Raw genomic sequence first — 13898 nt, 5'->3', positions numbered from 1 at the left:
GCCTCCCGCCGGCTGAGCCTGTCGAAGCCCCGCCTCCCGCCGGCTGAGCCTGTCGAAGCCCCGCCTCCCGCCGGGCTGAGCCTGTCGAAGCCCCCGCCCGCTGAGCCGTCGAAGTGCTAGACGAAGTCAAGCGTCACGCTGCCCAGGCCCACGAACTCGGCCACGAAATGATCCCCCGCCTCGATATCGAAGGCCCGGGTCGCGGTGCCCGGCAGGATAAGATCCCCCTTACGCAGACGAACCCCGAAGCTGTCCACCTTGTTCGCCAGCCAGGACACGGCATTCAACGGATGACCCAGCACCGCAGACGAATTCCCCTTCGCCACGACCTCACCGTTACGGTGCAGCACCGCATCGATGTCACCGGTGTCGATCTCGCTGATCGGAACCCGCTGCTCACCGAGGATCCATCCGCACGACGACGCGTTGTCGGCGATGGTGTCGCACAGGGTGATCTTCCAATCCTTGATCCGTGAGTCGATCAACTCGATCGACGGCACCACCCACTCGACCGCGTCGATGACGTCCTCGTTGGTGCAGCCCTCCCCCGGCAGGTCCTTGCCCAGGATGAACCCGACCTCCACCTCGACCCGCGGATAGCACAGCGCCGACCGGTCGATGGGTGTGCTCTCGAAGTACTGCATCACGTCGAGCAGATGCCCGTAGTCGGGCTCGTCGACGTTCATCATCTTCTGCATCGCCTCGGATGCCAGGCCCACTTTGTGGCCGGCCACCTTTGCGCCCGCATCCAAACGCTTACGGATGTTGATCAACTGGATCTCATAGGCATCGACGACATCGAGCTCCGGATACGTGTCGGTCGGCCGGTCAATTGCCAGCGCGGTCTGCTCCGCGGTCCACAGATCGGCCGCGATCTGCTCACGTAGTGCCTGGTCAACCGCCATAGCGCCTCCAGCCTCGGAATAGGAACGTGTTCTAGTTTAGGGCATGGCCGGTGTTTTGGACATGGCGGCGCCGCCCTGATTCTTCCGGTGAGCGTAGAGGCGCGTCGTCGACGTTTCGAGAGCAGTTCCCACCCAGCGGCACAATGAGGTTCCCGGTCTCACTGAGGCGAGATCTCGTCCACCAGCCCCCACCCCAACGCCTTCTGCGCGTTCAGCGGAACGCCGGTGACAAACAGATGCAGCGCACGCCACCGGCCGATGCGTCGCGGAACGCTCACGGTGCCACCGGCACCGGGGATTAACCCCATCGACACCTCGGGCAGCCGGATCACCGTATCCGGCGCGGCGACCACCCGAGCCGCGAACGCGGGGATCTCGATGCCCGCACCGACGGAGTGACCGTGTAGCCGTACCTCCATCCGATCGGCGAGCCGCCCCATCAGTCGTGCCGCTCCGCCGCGGGTGCGGATGAAGTGCGCGGTGACCGAGTCGGGCATGCGTCCGAATTCGTCGAGATCGCCTCCCGCACAGAATGATGGACCGGCACCGTCGAGCACAACCCGTCGAATCGAGTTGTCCAGCATCGGGACCCGCAGGGCGTCGACCAACGCATCACGGATCTCGGCGCTGTAGGCGTTGCGTCGTGTGGGGCGGTTCAACGTGATTCGCAGGGTGTCGTCGTCGCGCGTGATGAGCACGGGTTCGTCGGGAAACTCTCGGACACGCGACACTCCCGACGTCGCCCGGCGTTCCTCGAGCCAGCGCCGGTACTCATCACCGCCCTGCAGGGTGGAGTAGCCGAAGGATTCGACGTCGACCCCAGCCGGGATCGACAGCGACTCCGACGCACGAACCACCTGTGCAGCAACCAGAGTCGCTTGCGGCAGACGATCGGCCACACCGGCGAAGTCATCGACCGCCGCGTCGACGTCGGCGACCCCGACAAGACTGCGATGCGCCGGTGAATCGTCGGCGACATACGTGAGATCCAGAACCTCGGTCAACGGGTGCAGCGCTGCGGTGACCGGCCGACGCGACCGACCGACAAGAACCCGGTCCAGATATGCGACCCGATCGGTCGCCCGCTGCACCGACCCGGGACCGGCGTCGTCGAGATCCACGATCACCACCGGCTCGACCAGCTCGGCGCCCGGACCGAGCAGCGGCGACACCGCCGGGCTCTCGGCAAGCTCCGCGACGGTAATGACCGGGTACGACGTCGTCATCTGATCATCCTGTCAAACGATCCGCGGTCGGTAGGATCAGATCGTGCCGAAGGTTTCCCCCGGCAACCGCATCCGGGATTGGGCCGAGAGCGGTGTCGTCCCGCTCACCGGGCGCCCCGGCGGGCCACCGGTCGTACCCCAAGGTCACGCGGCGACCACCGCCCGCCGGCTGTCGGCATGGATTGCCGAGGCCAGCAACGGAACCGTGGCCCTCGACGGCGCCCAACTACTGGCCGAGCGAGCCGCATTCACCGGGCATCGGCGATCCGGTGATCGGTCGGTAGGCGGATCGTGCCGGCTGCTGCCCACCGCGGATGGATGGGCGGCGGTGTCGTGTGCCCGTCCCGACGATCCGTCGTTGCTGGGCGCCATGATCGAGTCGGAGGTCGACGACGATCCGTGGCCGGCCGTCGCCGCGTGGCTCGCCCGGCATCCCGGGGCAGATCTCACCGAACGCGCCGAATTGCTCGGTGTCGCAGCGGGGGTGGTCGGTGAGGCTGCAAACGAATGGACCCGGACCCCTGCCCTCGACGGCCGGCGACCTCGCTCGATGACCGGGTTGGTGGTCGTCGACTTCAGTGCACTGTGGGCGGGACCGCTGTGCGCCCACCTCCTCGGCCTGGCCGGCGCCCGGGTGATCAAGGTCGAAACACCCACCCGCCCCGACGGCGCCCGCCGCGGCAACCCCGACTTCTATCGGCTGCTGCACGCCGGACACGAATCCGTGGTGCTCGACCCGACCCTGGCCGACGACCAACACGCTCTGGCGGCACTGGTATCAACGGCAGACATCGTCATCGAAGCATCCCGGCCCCGCGCGCTACGCGGATTCGGCTTGGATACAGACGAATTCGTCGCGGCAGGCGCGACCTGGGTGTCGATCACCGCACGCGGACGGGACTCGCAGCGCATCGGATTCGGCGACGACGTCGCCGCCTGCGCCGGACTGGTGGCTACCGACCAGTCCGGCCCTATGTTCGTCGGCGACGCCATCGCCGATCCTCTCACCGGACTGACGGCAGCAGCGTTGGCGATGTCGGACACCAACGACACCGGCGTGCTCTGGGATGTGTCGATGGCCGCCGTCGTCGCCGAGACACTCGCCGGCGACGACTCCCGCAGCGGCACCATCATGGATATCCGTCTCACCCCACCCACCCCGCGAACGGCCCATGGCACGGCCCCCGATTCCGGATATGACACCGATACGGTGCTGCGTGAGTTGGGTATTCGACGATGACCGATCTTCTGCTGCGGAATGTCGAGGAGTCCGGTGTCCTCTGCGATGTCGCGATCGCAGAAGGTCGGATCGCCGAGATCGCCGAGAGCATCGCTGCGCGCGACCACGACGTGATCGACGGAAATGGCGGCGCCCTGCTCCCCGGACTGCACGACCATCACCTGCACCTCCATGCGACCGCAGCCGCGATGGCGTCGGTGCAGTGCGGGCCACCCGCGGTGACCTCGGTCGACGACTTGGCGAGTGCTTTGCGAAATGCGCAGGGCCACGACTGGATTCGCGGGGTCGGCTACGTCGAGACGGTCGCCGGCCTCCTGGACTCCGCCGCCCTGGATCGCCTCGAGTCCACCCGTTCGGTCCGTATCCAACACCGCAGCGGCGCCGTGTGGTTCCTCAACTCCGCGGCCGCGGCAGCCGTCGGACTCGCACACGCGGACCATCCGGGCGTCGAACGCGACGACCGCGGTCACCCCTCCGGCAGGGTGTGGCGTGCGGACGCGTGGCTGCGAGAACGGCTGCCGGACAACGGTCCGCCGTCGCTCGACATGGTTACCGCGGAACTGACGCGATTCGGGATCACCGGCGTCACCGACGCCACCCCGGACCTCGCTCCCGACACCCAGGCCGCCCTCGTCGCGGCACACCGATCCGGAGAGCTGCCCCAACGTCTGCACCTGCTCGGGGTCTCGGTCGGCCAGGAGATCAACGACGCGACGATCACCACCGGCCCCTACAAGATCGTCATCGCCGATTCGGATCTGCCACAACTCGATTCATTGGTCGACACGATCCGCCGCGCCCACGCCCACGGCCGTCCCGTCGCCGTGCATTGCGTCAGCCGGGTGGCGCTGGTCTTGCTGCTGGCGGCGTTCGACGACGCCGGCACCATCGCCGGTGACCGGATCGAGCACGGGGCGGTGATCCCCGACGAGCTCATCGCCGAGCTCGCGCACCGCCACCTGATGGTCGTGACGCAACCCGGATTCATCGCCGACCGCGGCGACGACTACCTCGATCGTGTCGATGCCGAGGACCTCCCCCACCTGTACCGGTGCCGGTCTCTCCTGGAACACTCTGTGCCGCTTGCCCTGTCGAGCGATGCACCCTACGGACCCCTCGACCCATGGGCGGTCATCGCGGCCGCGGTCACCCGACGAACCGCTAGCGGCATCACGCTCGGGCCACACGAATCCGTGTCCCCGCCGACCGCCTTGGACAGGTACCTGGCCCCGCTCGACGATCCCGGGGGTAAGCCGCGGCGGGTCGTCGTCGGGGCACCCGCGGATCTCGTGCTGCTCGATCGGCCGCTCCGCACCGCCCTGTCTTCGTCGAATGCAACAAACGTACGCTGCACGATCATTCGAGGACACGTGCGCTTCTCTCGCTGAGAACCCTTACCTAGATCGATCCACCCCAACACGCACTCGACGACATCGCGCCTCGTTGAACTCACCGGAATCCTGCACCTCTGCGTAAACGTACGAATACGATGTAGGTATGCCGAAGACGGTGCAGATTCGTGACCTCGACGACGAGGTGTATGCAGGCCTGGTACGGCGGGCCAGCGAAGACGGAATCACCGTGCCCGAGTTGCTGCGACGAGAGGCCGCCAGGATAGCGGCGCGTCCATCGATCGCAGAGTGGTTGCGGCGCACCGGACGTCGGCCGTCGCAGATCGAAACCGCGGACGTGCTGGCCGATCTCGACCAGTGGCGGGGCGAGTGGCCTGATCCTCGTCGTTGATACGTCATGCCTATTTGAGATTGTGACCGATTCTCCGAGAGCAGCCCAGATCGCCCCTTACACCACCCTGTGTAAGCCTTCAGCGGATTGATCGCCGCGAACTCGCTAACGAACATCCACACCGCCACCGGCAACGGCGCTGCCCGCGTGCTGCTTATTCAACCAGGATCATTCGGACGACGATCGGCGACGCGGAGCCGCAGCGGCCGTCGGGTCGGTGCCACCGAGCGCAGCAAGGCGACGCGCACTTTCGATGCGTATCAACGCCTGCAATCCCGCGCGAATCAGCGTCGCCCGTTCGTGTATCCCGGTCAGCTCGGCCGCCTTTGCCGGCAGATCGTCTTCAAGGGTGACCGTGGTACGCATGCCGCATCTCCAATCGCATCAATCTATGCCTTCAATGATGTCGACTGTCCACTGTTCTCGCCACCAGAGCCGCGCTGGTCGTGATCCGGTCGGCTCCCGGCACCGATCACGACAGTCGTTCGAGGTCGACGAATCGATCAAATCCACGGTCAAACGTCAGAATGCGAGTAATACCGTTGGCGCGCATGGTCGCAACATGCAGTGCATCGCGAGCGCCGACTCCGTCTAGAACGAGTCTCTTGGCGGCATCTACGTCCTCGCGACCGATGGCGAAAACCTCATCGACGAGTTCATCAAGCGTGAGGCACGCCGGTTCGATGGCGTTGAGCCGGTCGATCGCCGAGTATCGGTGCAAGACCTCCTGATAGACCTCCGCGTCCGTCACCAAACGGACGTCGTTCAGAATCAATTCGTCCAAGATGTTGCGCGCACGCTCCCGATGCGGATGTGGCGTCCCGACGAGGTACATCGGGATATTGGCGTCTACAAACACACTCATGCCAGATAGCCGCGCTCGGTCTCTTCCAGGATCTGCTCGATATCGCCAGACGGAAACTCGTGAGTGAGCGCATTGCGGATCGCCGCCAGCTTGCGGGCCTGCTTTTGCCTGGGCTGCTCAGCCCTGGCAGTACGGAGGACCGCTCGCACCCATTGCGAAACCGTCTCGCCCTGACGCTCAGCGAACTCCTCGATTTCCGCATACTCAGCGTCGTCCATGACGACTTGAAGTCTCTTACTCATGTCGTGAGTATAACTTACTCACGACGTCGCGGCGATGCGATATCTGCTGCTTGCATCGCTACTTGCGAGCCCGGACGTAATCGAGACCGAGATCGATGTGCACATGGTCTCGGTCTCGATTATGTCCGGGCTCGCAAGCTCGCTCGGACTACTCGACCCGACGGATGCGGACCCTCGCAAGCTCGGGGCCTTACTCGACCACCGGAAGACCGGACTCTTCCCGTCGCACGTTTGGCCGCCACCGGTGGCCCGGGTCACTGATCCCATAGGCCCGGTGCCGACGATCGGCGACGCGGAGCCGCCGCGGCCGTCGGGTCGGTGCCACCGATACCTACCGGATCAACTTCGCCAATTCCCCCATATCCTCCGCGGTCGCCGCCCAGCTCGCCAGCAACTTCAATCCGTCAGCGGCCGGTGTGCCGGCCGCGGCGGTGTACGCCAACATCGTCAACTCCGGATGCGCGGGGAATTCCATTGCCTCGTAATCGAGTTCGAGCGTACCGACCGCAGGATGGTGCAGCTTCTTCTTCCCGGTCCGATGGAACCGGACGTCGTGCGCCGCCCACCTCGTCCGGAATTCGGCACTCTGCGTGGATAATTCACCGATGAGTTCTTGAAGCTTCTTGTCGTAGGGGTTGCGGCCGGCCTCGGAACGTAGCATCGCGGCGATGTCGTCGGCGCTGCGCTCCCAATCCACGAAGAAGTCCTTGGACGCCGGGTCGAGGTAGACGAATCGGGCGGTGTTCGGGCATCGTGTGGGGTCACTGGCCAGCAATGGCGCGTAGAGCGCGCGGGCCATGGTGTTGGCGGCGAGCATGTCGTGCCGGGCATTGCGCACCCACGCCGGCGAATCGGTGATGGCGTCGAGCAGCTGCTGCACGCCGGGGGTGATCCCGGTGCTCCGCGTGCGAGGGCGGACTGGCCCGTGTTGGGCGGCGCGCGCCAGGTCATACAGATGGGCCCGTTCGGCCTCGTCGAGCTGCAGTGCCGAGGCGACGCCGTCGAGCACGGCGTCGGACGCGCCGGAGAGGTTGCCACGCTCCATCCGGACGTAATAGTCGATGCTCACCCCGGCCAGGAGTGCCACTTCTTCCCTGCGCAGCCCGGCAACTCGCCGTTTGGCTCCACCATAGGCCGGCAGGCCCGCCTGCTCGGGGGTGATGCGCGCACGCCGCGACGTCAGAAACTCCCTGACCTCGCCTCGCTGATCGCCTGGTGTGCTCATGACGTCCACGGTAGGCCGCGACCGGCGGCGGTGGGAGGGACTGGCGTTACCCGGAACGTCCGGGACTCCCACGCACGTGGACCAGCGAGTGAACTTGTCATCATGCAGAACAGCCCCACCGTCGTCGATCGACGAATCGGTCGCCACACGACCGCGATCCTGGCGGTCATCATGATCAGCTACTTCATGATCCTGCTCGACAATTCGATCATCTTCACCGCGCTCCCCAGCATTGAGTCGGCCATGCACCTGTCGGCCACGGGGCTCGCGTGGGTGCAGGACGCCTACACGCTGGTCTTCGGCGGTTTGCTGCTCCTGGGCGCGCGGGCCGGTGACCTTCTCGGGCGGCGACGTGTCTTCGTGACCGGACTGGCTGTGTTCGCGCTGGCCTCACTGCTGGTCGGGTTGTCTCCTGCCGGCTGGTGGCTGATTGCGGCCCGCGCGCTGCAGGGTGTCGGGGCCGCGATCGTCGCCCCGTCATCGCTGGCGTTGCTGACCGCCAACTTCCCCGAAGGACGCGAGCGTGCCAAGGCCGTCGCGCTGTACGGCGCCACCGCCGGCATCGGCGCCAGCCTGGGGCTGGTCATCGGGGGCGCGCTGGCCGACTGGGTGTCCTGGCGTGCCGGGTTCTTCCTCAATGTGCCGATCGGGATCGCGATGATCGTGCTGGCCCCCCGGTATCTGGGCGAGACACCGCGCCAGCGTGGACAATTCGATCTCGTTGGGGCGATCACCGCTACGGTGGGCGTCGGGTCGTTGGTGTTCGGCATCATCGGTTCGGCGACCGCCGGCTGGACCAACCCCGTGACGATCGGCGCATTGGTCCTCGGCGGCCTTGTGTTGGGGGTGCTCGTCGCCACCGAAGGTCGTACTGCTGAACCGATCATGCCGCTGCGACTGTTCGCCAGCCGTATCCGCACCGGCGCCTACCTCGGTCGACTCCTTTACATGGGCGCGATGATCGGATTCTTCTACTTCACCACGCAGTATCTGCAAGAGGTCCTCGGTTTCAACGCACTGCAGGCAGGTGTCGCCTTCCTTCCCATGACCGTCGTCAATTTCGTTGTCGCCATGGCAATCCCGAGGGTCACCGCCCGATGGGGTCAGGCGCTGCCGCTGACGGTCGGCGTGGCGGTCACGCTCACCGGGATGGCGTGGCTGTCCATGATCACCCCGACGAGTTCCTACCTGACCGCCGTCGCCGCACCGATGTTGCTTGTCGGAATCGGGCAGGGACTGGCATTTGCGCCGCTGACCTCCGCCGGCATCACCGGTGTCCCAGCCGCCGATGCCGGCGCAGCCTCCGGACTGGTCAACACCTTTCATCAACTCGGCATGGCACTCGGCCTCGGTATCCTGGTCACCGCCTCCGCCCACGCCAGCGCCGGTGACGCATCATCCGCGGTTGCGCTCACCAACCAGGTGGGCACCGCGCTGGCCACCGGGTCGGTCCTGCTCGCACTCAGCCTGGCCGTCGCCGCAGCGATCATCCTGCCGGCCGAACGCCGGGCCCGGCGCACCGCCACCGCGTCTGACGTACGGACCACCGGCGACATCGTGCCCGCCACGCACGACGCATGCCCCACACGATGACACCACCGAACACCCAGTAAGGAGAACCCCATGAAAGCCACCATGATCTACGGCGCCAGCGACATCCGAGTCGAGAACATCCCCGACGCCGCGATCAAGAACCCCACCGACGCCGTGGTCCGCGTGGTCCGCAGTTGTATCCGCGGCAGCGACCTGTGGCCATACGGCTCGAAGTCGGCCGACAGCTCACCGAACACGATCGGACACGAATTCCTCGGTGTCGTCGAAGAAGTCGGCGCAGGCGTGACCGGCCTGAAGAAGGGCGATCTCGTCGTCAGCCCGTTCACTTGGTCGGACAACACCTGCGACTTCTGTGGGGAGGGCCTGCACACCTCGTGTCGGCACGGCGGGTCGTGGAACGCCGGAGACGTCGGGGGGTGTCAGGCCGAAGCAGTTCGCGTGCCGCAGACAGACGGCACACTGGTGAAACTGCCGGTGGCCGAGGACTCTTCATTACTCGCATCGCTGCTGACCCTGTCCGACGTCTACTGCACCGGCCACCACTGCGCGGTCAGCGCGGGAGTGACTGCGGGACAATCGGTCACAGTGATCGGCGACGGCGCCGTCGGACTGTCGGCGGTGTTGGCCGCCAAACAGCTTGGTGCCGAACAGATCATCCTGATGGGCCACCACAAGACCCGCACCGACCTCGGCCGCGAGTTCGGCGCCACCGACGTCGTCGCGGAACGGGGTGACGAGGGTGTCGAACGTGTCCGCGAACTCACCGGCGGCGACGGCACCCACGCCGTCCTCGAGTGCGTGGGCCTCGCCCCGGCCGTCGACACCGCGTTCGGCGTTGTCCGTGACGGCGGAGTGGTCAGCCGCGTCGGCGCTCCGCAATACACCGATGTACAAGCGGGTTTCGGGGTGTTCATGCGCAACATCTCCTTCACCGGCGGTGTCGCACCCGCCCGCGCCTACATCGAGGACCTCATGCCGGCCATCCTGGAGGGAAAGGTCGAGCCCGGAAAGGTCTTCGACCGCACACTCGCGCTCGACGACATCGCCGACGGATATCGGGCAATGGCCGATCGGGAAGCACTGAAGGTCTTGATCACCACATGATGGTCGGCGCGAACATGCCTGCAGCCGTCCGACCAAGACAGGTAATGACAGTCCCTCCCCGACAAGGCTGAACGAGCCTAACGTCGGACAGAGCTGATCCAACAACGGAAGGTGACCAATGCAGTACCGCCCACTCGGCCGTACCGGCGTCAAGGTGAGCCCCCTGTGTCTCGGGGCAATGATGTTCGGCCCCTGGGGAAACGACGACAAACAGGATGCCATGCGGATAATCCACGCCGCGCTGGACGCCGGAATCAACTTCGTCGACACTGCCGACATCTACTCTGCGGGAGCATCGGAGGAGATCGTCGGCGAGGCGCTGCGCGGTCGACGTGACGACGTCTTTCTGGCGACGAAGTTCTTCATGCCGATGGGCGACGCCCCGAACCGCGGCGGCAGCTCACGACGCTGGATCATGACGGCGGTCGAGGACTCCCTGCGCCGGCTCGGCACCGACCACATCGACCTCTACCAGGTGCATCGGCCCAGCCCCGATACCGACATCGAGGAAACCCTTGGCGCCCTCACCGATCTCGTCCGTCAGGGCAAGGTCCGTTACGTCGGTTCGTCGTCGTTCTCCGGCTCCCAAATTGTGGAGGCACAATGGGCGTCCAAGGACAACGGCTACGCACGGTTCGTCACCGAGCAGCCGCCGTACTCGATTCTGGTGCGCGGCATCGAAGAAGACGTCTTGCCCGCCGTTGGGCGCCACGGCATGGGAACGCTCACCTACAGTCCGCTCTCGGGCGGTTGGTTGTCGGGACGGTGGCGCAAGGACGCGGCCTCGGCACCCACATCGAGTGCTCGACCGAGCGCACGATTCGACATGTCGTCGCCGGAGAACCAACGCAAACTCGACATCGTCGAGGAGCTCGCGGTGCTCGCCGAGAACACCGGAATCACGCTGATCGAACTCGCGATCGCGTTCGCGATCAACCATCCCCACGTGACCGCCGCGATCGTCGGACCACGAACCATGGAGCAGTTGGAGTCGTACCTACCGGCCGCCGACATCACCCTCTCCGCGGATGTCCTGGACCGCATCGATGAGCTCGTCGCACCCGGCGTCACGGTCAATCCCGACGACAACAGCTACGGAACACACGAGCTCACACCGAAGGCCAGGCGCCGCAACGGTTTCTGACGGCCGACGGCGGACACGGCATCGACACCAAGGAGGAACCATGGAACTGGCTTTGCACATCGCCGATTTCACCTGGGCGGGCGGGCCCCCACACCTCGGGAGGGCACTGGCCAAACATGTGCGCGACGCGGAGGCCATCGGGGTACGCCGAATCAGCGTGATGGATCATTTCTGGCAGATCCGCGGGGTCGGTCCGGCGGAGAACGAGATGCTCGAGGCCTACAGTGCACTCGGGTACATTGTCGCCCACACCGATCACGCGTTGCTCCACGCACTGGTCACCGGGGTGACGTATCGCGAACCAGCGCTGCTGGCAAAGGCGGTCACGACGCTCAATGTGCTCTCCGGGGGACGGGTCGGCCTCGGTATCGGAGCGGCATGGAACGACGAGGAGTCCGAGGGCCTGGGCTTCGCCTTTCCGCCGACTGCCGAACGGTTCGAGCGGCTCGAGGAAACGGTACAGATCTGCCGACAGATGTGGTCGGGCTCCGAGGAACCGTTCGAGGGCAAGCACTATCGGCTCGGACGGACCCTCAACTCACCACAATCCCTCAGCGAGCCGCACCCGTACCTGATGATCGGCGGTTCGGGGGAAAAGAAAACGCTGCGCCTTGTCGCCCAATATGCCGACGCCTGCAACATCTTCGGCGGACCGGACGCCGCACACAAGCTCGATGTGCTGCGCGGGCATTGCGATACCGTTGGCCGCGACTACGACGAGATCGACAAGACGACCATCTTCAACATCAACCCGAGCAGCACGGTCGACGACATCGTCACCACCGCCAACGAGATGGCCGCCCTCGGCTTCAGCTCCGCGTACATCTTCGCCACCGGCATCACCGAACCCGAACGGATCATCGAACTGTTCGCCGGCGCGATGCCGCGACTCGACTGAGTTGCCGGCGGTCCGAGACCGATCATCTACTCACAGAGGAACGACCATGAGCCAGTGGGCAGCTGACGACGCGGCCGCGATCACCGACCCCCAAGAGGTACACCTGAGCACCCGTCGCCGCGACGGCACGCTTCGATCACCACGCATCATCTGGATCGTCCCCGTCGGCGACCGAGTGTTCATCCGGTCCACCAACGGCCGTGGCGCGGACTGGTTCCGATGGGCGATCGCCACGGGCACGGGCCAGATCGATGCGCGCGGCACAGCTTTCGACGTCACCTTCACCGAAGTCTCCGACGACGTGCTCAGCGCCGTCGACGCGGCCTACCGCACCAAGTACGGCAACTACGCCTCGATCGTCGACCATCTCGAAGAAGCAGGACCCCGATCGGCAACGCTGGAGGTCACGCCCGGCTGATTGCCCAAGTCGCTCAGGTCGCCACCCCGCGGAGCACCGTGCTCACACCGCCTTCAGCGGAATGATCGCCGCGATCTGCGTAGCGACCCGATCGTCGGCGAGATCCAAGTCGTAGTGGTTCTGCAGGTTCAGCCAGAACTGTGCCGACGTCCCGAAGTACCGCCCGAGTCGCAGCGCCGTGTCGGCGCTGATTGCGCGCTTGCCGTGCACGATCTCATTGATGCGGCGCGGGGCACACCAATCGACACGGCTAGCTTGTGCTGAGTAACGTCGAAACCCTCGATGAAGTCCTCCAAGAGCATCTCACCGGGTGAATCGGTTCGATCTTGTCAGTGGTAGTCAACGATCCCAACCTCCTCTGGCCGGGCGGCGGTCCACACGAAGTAGACCCGCCGCTGGCCGTTTTGATCCCACTTGGCGACCGCTGCATCTGACACATCCTCAGCCAAGTACCGATCTCACCGCCGCACCACCGTCGTATCGTACGTGTATCGGTCCGGCCGAAACACGTGTTCCCCGACCTCGACGACCCGGCCGTCGTCGTCAATTGCCATGCGGCGCAGACATAGCAGTGGCGAAGACGGAGGTAGGTCAAGGAGCGCAGCCTCGGATTCGTCGGCGACCCTTGCACTGATCTTCTCGCGGGCCAGACTGATGTGGATTCCCTTGGCCCGCAACGCGGCATAGAGGCCGCCCTGCTCGAGGTCGTCGAACGACGGGCAGATCTGCGCCGGGAGCCAGTTGATCATGAGGCTGTGCGGTTCCCGGGAGGCGATTCGGAGCCGTTTGATCCGAACCACCTCGACATCGGCCGACACGGCGAGTTCGGTCTTCACTTCCGGATCAGCGCACGTCAGGTCGTACTCAAGAACCCTTGTGCTCGGATGTTTTCCGGCCGCTTCGAGGAGGTCGAACACACTCGTGATCTGAGTGGAGCGTCGAATCGGGTGGTGCACCACCTGAGTCCCGACACCACGCCGTCGGATCACCACACCGCGATCGACGAGTTCAGCCATGGCATGGCGGATCGTGATGCGCGAGATGTTGAGGCGGCGCGAGAGGAGTAGTTCGTTTTCGAGGCGCTCCCCTGGCGCGAGATCGCCTCTCAGGATCGCCTTTTCGAAGGCCAGAGCCAGCTGGTGGTAGATCGGGATGGGTACCGACCGATCGATGTCCAGCTCGATCGGCGTGGTGGAGTCGTCCACGGCGTCGTCGGCTCTGGCCAGCACGGTCATCGAATCAGGCTCGGTCGCTGCGGAGTTCGTGGCTCAGGGTGTCGAGTTCGTCGCCGCCGGCCATTTGTTGGGTGAGTTCTTCGAGGTCGATCTCGTCGT

Annotated in this window: 15 protein-coding genes and 1 pseudogene; 8 read left to right on the top strand and 8 right to left on the bottom strand. The window is 65.4% G+C overall.

Going from position 1 to position 13898, the window contains the following annotated elements:
• Nucleotides 1-116: 116 nt before the first annotated feature.
• Together ACWDTI_RS24735 and ACWDTI_RS24730 are read right to left on the bottom strand one after the other, a co-directional pair.
• The gene (locus ACWDTI_RS24735; protein WP_449740779.1) at nt 117-905 is read right to left on the bottom strand and encodes a 2-keto-4-pentenoate hydratase; all 789 of its coding nucleotides are present in this window, start codon (nt 903-905) and stop codon (nt 117-119) included.
• 158 nt (nt 906-1063) lie between these two features.
• Nucleotides 1064-2131 carry an enoyl-CoA hydratase/isomerase family protein gene (locus ACWDTI_RS24730; protein ID WP_449740778.1) on the bottom strand — a complete coding sequence of 356 codons (1068 nt, stop codon included), beginning with the start codon at nt 2129-2131 and terminating at the stop codon, nt 1064-1066.
• A 43-nt stretch (nt 2132-2174) separates the two neighbouring features.
• On the opposite strand from ACWDTI_RS24730, the gene ACWDTI_RS24725 reads away from it, so the two are divergent.
• From ACWDTI_RS24725 to ACWDTI_RS24715, 3 genes are all read left to right on the top strand, one after another.
• Nucleotides 2175-3371 carry a CoA transferase gene (locus ACWDTI_RS24725; RefSeq protein WP_449740777.1) on the top strand — a complete coding sequence of 399 codons (1197 nt, stop codon included), beginning with the start codon at nt 2175-2177 and terminating at the stop codon, nt 3369-3371.
• Nucleotides 3368-4759 (top strand): amidohydrolase family protein, encoded by a 1392-nt coding sequence (locus ACWDTI_RS24720; protein ID WP_449740776.1) that lies wholly within the window; start codon nt 3368-3370, stop codon nt 4757-4759. The genes ACWDTI_RS24725 and ACWDTI_RS24720 overlap by 4 nt, the downstream gene beginning before the upstream one ends.
• A gap of 109 nt (nt 4760-4868) precedes the next feature.
• Nucleotides 4869-5114, top strand: coding sequence for a hypothetical protein (locus ACWDTI_RS24715; protein ID WP_449740775.1), 246 nt, complete (start codon nt 4869-4871; stop codon nt 5112-5114).
• 168 nt (nt 5115-5282) lie between these two features.
• On the opposite strand, the gene ACWDTI_RS24710 is transcribed toward ACWDTI_RS24715, so the two are convergent.
• The 4 genes from ACWDTI_RS24710 to ACWDTI_RS24695 all read right to left on the bottom strand — a co-directional run bounded on the left by ACWDTI_RS24710 (nt 5283) and on the right by ACWDTI_RS24695 (nt 7446).
• Nucleotides 5283-5480 carry a type II toxin-antitoxin system VapB family antitoxin gene (locus ACWDTI_RS24710; protein ID WP_449740774.1) on the bottom strand — a complete coding sequence of 66 codons (198 nt, stop codon included), beginning with the start codon at nt 5478-5480 and terminating at the stop codon, nt 5283-5285.
• Between the two features lie 106 nt (nt 5481-5586).
• Nucleotides 5587-5979: a type II toxin-antitoxin system VapC family toxin gene (locus tag ACWDTI_RS24705; RefSeq protein ID WP_449740773.1), complete on the bottom strand. Its 393-nt coding sequence runs from the start codon at nt 5977-5979 to the stop codon at nt 5587-5589.
• A complete protein-coding gene (locus ACWDTI_RS24700; protein WP_449740772.1) occupies nt 5976-6221 on the bottom strand; it encodes an antitoxin in 246 nt (81 codons plus the stop codon). The genes ACWDTI_RS24705 and ACWDTI_RS24700 overlap by 4 nt, the downstream gene beginning before the upstream one ends.
• A 331-nt stretch (nt 6222-6552) precedes the next feature.
• Entirely contained in the window at nt 6553-7446 is an 894-nt protein-coding gene (locus tag ACWDTI_RS24695) for a helix-turn-helix transcriptional regulator (RefSeq protein ID WP_449740771.1), read from the bottom strand.
• A 102-nt stretch (nt 7447-7548) separates the two neighbouring features.
• Here ACWDTI_RS24695 and ACWDTI_RS24690 point away from each other — a divergent pair, with 102 nt between their 5' ends.
• From ACWDTI_RS24690 to ACWDTI_RS24670, 5 genes are all read left to right on the top strand, one after another.
• Nucleotides 7549-9039, top strand: coding sequence for an MFS transporter (locus ACWDTI_RS24690; RefSeq protein WP_449740770.1), 1491 nt, complete (start codon nt 7549-7551; stop codon nt 9037-9039).
• 30 nt (nt 9040-9069) lie between these two features.
• Nucleotides 9070-10104, top strand: coding sequence for a zinc-binding dehydrogenase (locus ACWDTI_RS24685; RefSeq protein WP_449740769.1), 1035 nt, complete (start codon nt 9070-9072; stop codon nt 10102-10104).
• 118 nt (nt 10105-10222) lie between these two features.
• Nucleotides 10223-11248: an aldo/keto reductase gene (locus ACWDTI_RS24680; RefSeq protein ID WP_449740768.1), complete on the top strand. Its 1026-nt coding sequence runs from the start codon at nt 10223-10225 to the stop codon at nt 11246-11248.
• A gap of 40 nt (nt 11249-11288) precedes the next feature.
• Nucleotides 11289-12146, top strand: coding sequence for an LLM class F420-dependent oxidoreductase (locus tag ACWDTI_RS24675; protein WP_449740767.1), 858 nt, complete (start codon nt 11289-11291; stop codon nt 12144-12146).
• Between the two features lie 46 nt (nt 12147-12192).
• Nucleotides 12193-12564 (top strand): DUF2255 family protein, encoded by a 372-nt coding sequence (locus ACWDTI_RS24670; RefSeq protein WP_449740766.1) that lies wholly within the window; start codon nt 12193-12195, stop codon nt 12562-12564.
• 42 nt (nt 12565-12606) lie between these two features.
• Here the strand turns inward: ACWDTI_RS24670 and ACWDTI_RS24665 are convergent.
• Both ACWDTI_RS24665 and ACWDTI_RS24660 read right to left on the bottom strand, forming a co-directional pair.
• Nucleotides 12607-12866, bottom strand: a pseudogene (locus ACWDTI_RS24665) (HigA family addiction module antitoxin).
• A 156-nt stretch (nt 12867-13022) separates the two neighbouring features.
• Nucleotides 13023-13799, bottom strand: coding sequence for a GntR family transcriptional regulator (locus ACWDTI_RS24660; RefSeq protein WP_449740765.1), 777 nt, complete (start codon nt 13797-13799; stop codon nt 13023-13025).
• Nucleotides 13800-13898: the final 99 nt, after the last annotated feature.

The organism is Gordonia sp. NPDC003424, from assembly GCF_053588655.1.
The sequence above is the reverse complement of the archived record's forward strand: the minus strand, read 5'-3'. Positions and strand labels throughout refer to the sequence as shown.

Bases quoted from the DNA above. Each gene is read 5' to 3' on its own strand.
- ACWDTI_RS24705 (WP_449740773.1), bottom strand. From the start codon at position 5,979: ATGAGTGTGTTTGTAGACGCCAATATCCCGATGTACCTCGTCGGGACG.
- ACWDTI_RS24660 (WP_449740765.1), bottom strand. From the start codon at position 13,799: ATGACCGTGCTGGCCAGAGCCGACGACGCCGTGGACGACTCCACCACG.
- ACWDTI_RS24695 (WP_449740771.1), bottom strand. From the start codon at position 7,446: ATGAGCACACCAGGCGATCAGCGAGGCGAGGTCAGGGAGTTTCTGACG.
- ACWDTI_RS24710 (WP_449740774.1), bottom strand. From the start codon at position 5,480: ATGCGTACCACGGTCACCCTTGAAGACGATCTGCCGGCAAAGGCGGCC.
- ACWDTI_RS24685 (WP_449740769.1), top strand. From the start codon at position 9,070: ATGAAAGCCACCATGATCTACGGCGCCAGCGACATCCGAGTCGAGAAC.
- ACWDTI_RS24700 (WP_449740772.1), bottom strand. From the start codon at position 6,221: ATGAGTAAGAGACTTCAAGTCGTCATGGACGACGCTGAGTATGCGGAA.
- ACWDTI_RS24735 (WP_449740779.1), bottom strand. From the start codon at position 905: ATGGCGGTTGACCAGGCACTACGTGAGCAGATCGCGGCCGATCTGTGG.
- ACWDTI_RS24680 (WP_449740768.1), top strand. From the start codon at position 10,223: ATGCAGTACCGCCCACTCGGCCGTACCGGCGTCAAGGTGAGCCCCCTG.
- ACWDTI_RS24675 (WP_449740767.1), top strand. From the start codon at position 11,289: ATGGAACTGGCTTTGCACATCGCCGATTTCACCTGGGCGGGCGGGCCC.
- ACWDTI_RS24690 (WP_449740770.1), top strand. From the start codon at position 7,549: ATGCAGAACAGCCCCACCGTCGTCGATCGACGAATCGGTCGCCACACG.
- ACWDTI_RS24730 (WP_449740778.1), bottom strand. From the start codon at position 2,131: ATGACGACGTCGTACCCGGTCATTACCGTCGCGGAGCTTGCCGAGAGC.
- ACWDTI_RS24670 (WP_449740766.1), top strand. From the start codon at position 12,193: ATGAGCCAGTGGGCAGCTGACGACGCGGCCGCGATCACCGACCCCCAA.
- ACWDTI_RS24720 (WP_449740776.1), top strand. From the start codon at position 3,368: ATGACCGATCTTCTGCTGCGGAATGTCGAGGAGTCCGGTGTCCTCTGC.
- ACWDTI_RS24715 (WP_449740775.1), top strand. From the start codon at position 4,869: ATGCCGAAGACGGTGCAGATTCGTGACCTCGACGACGAGGTGTATGCA.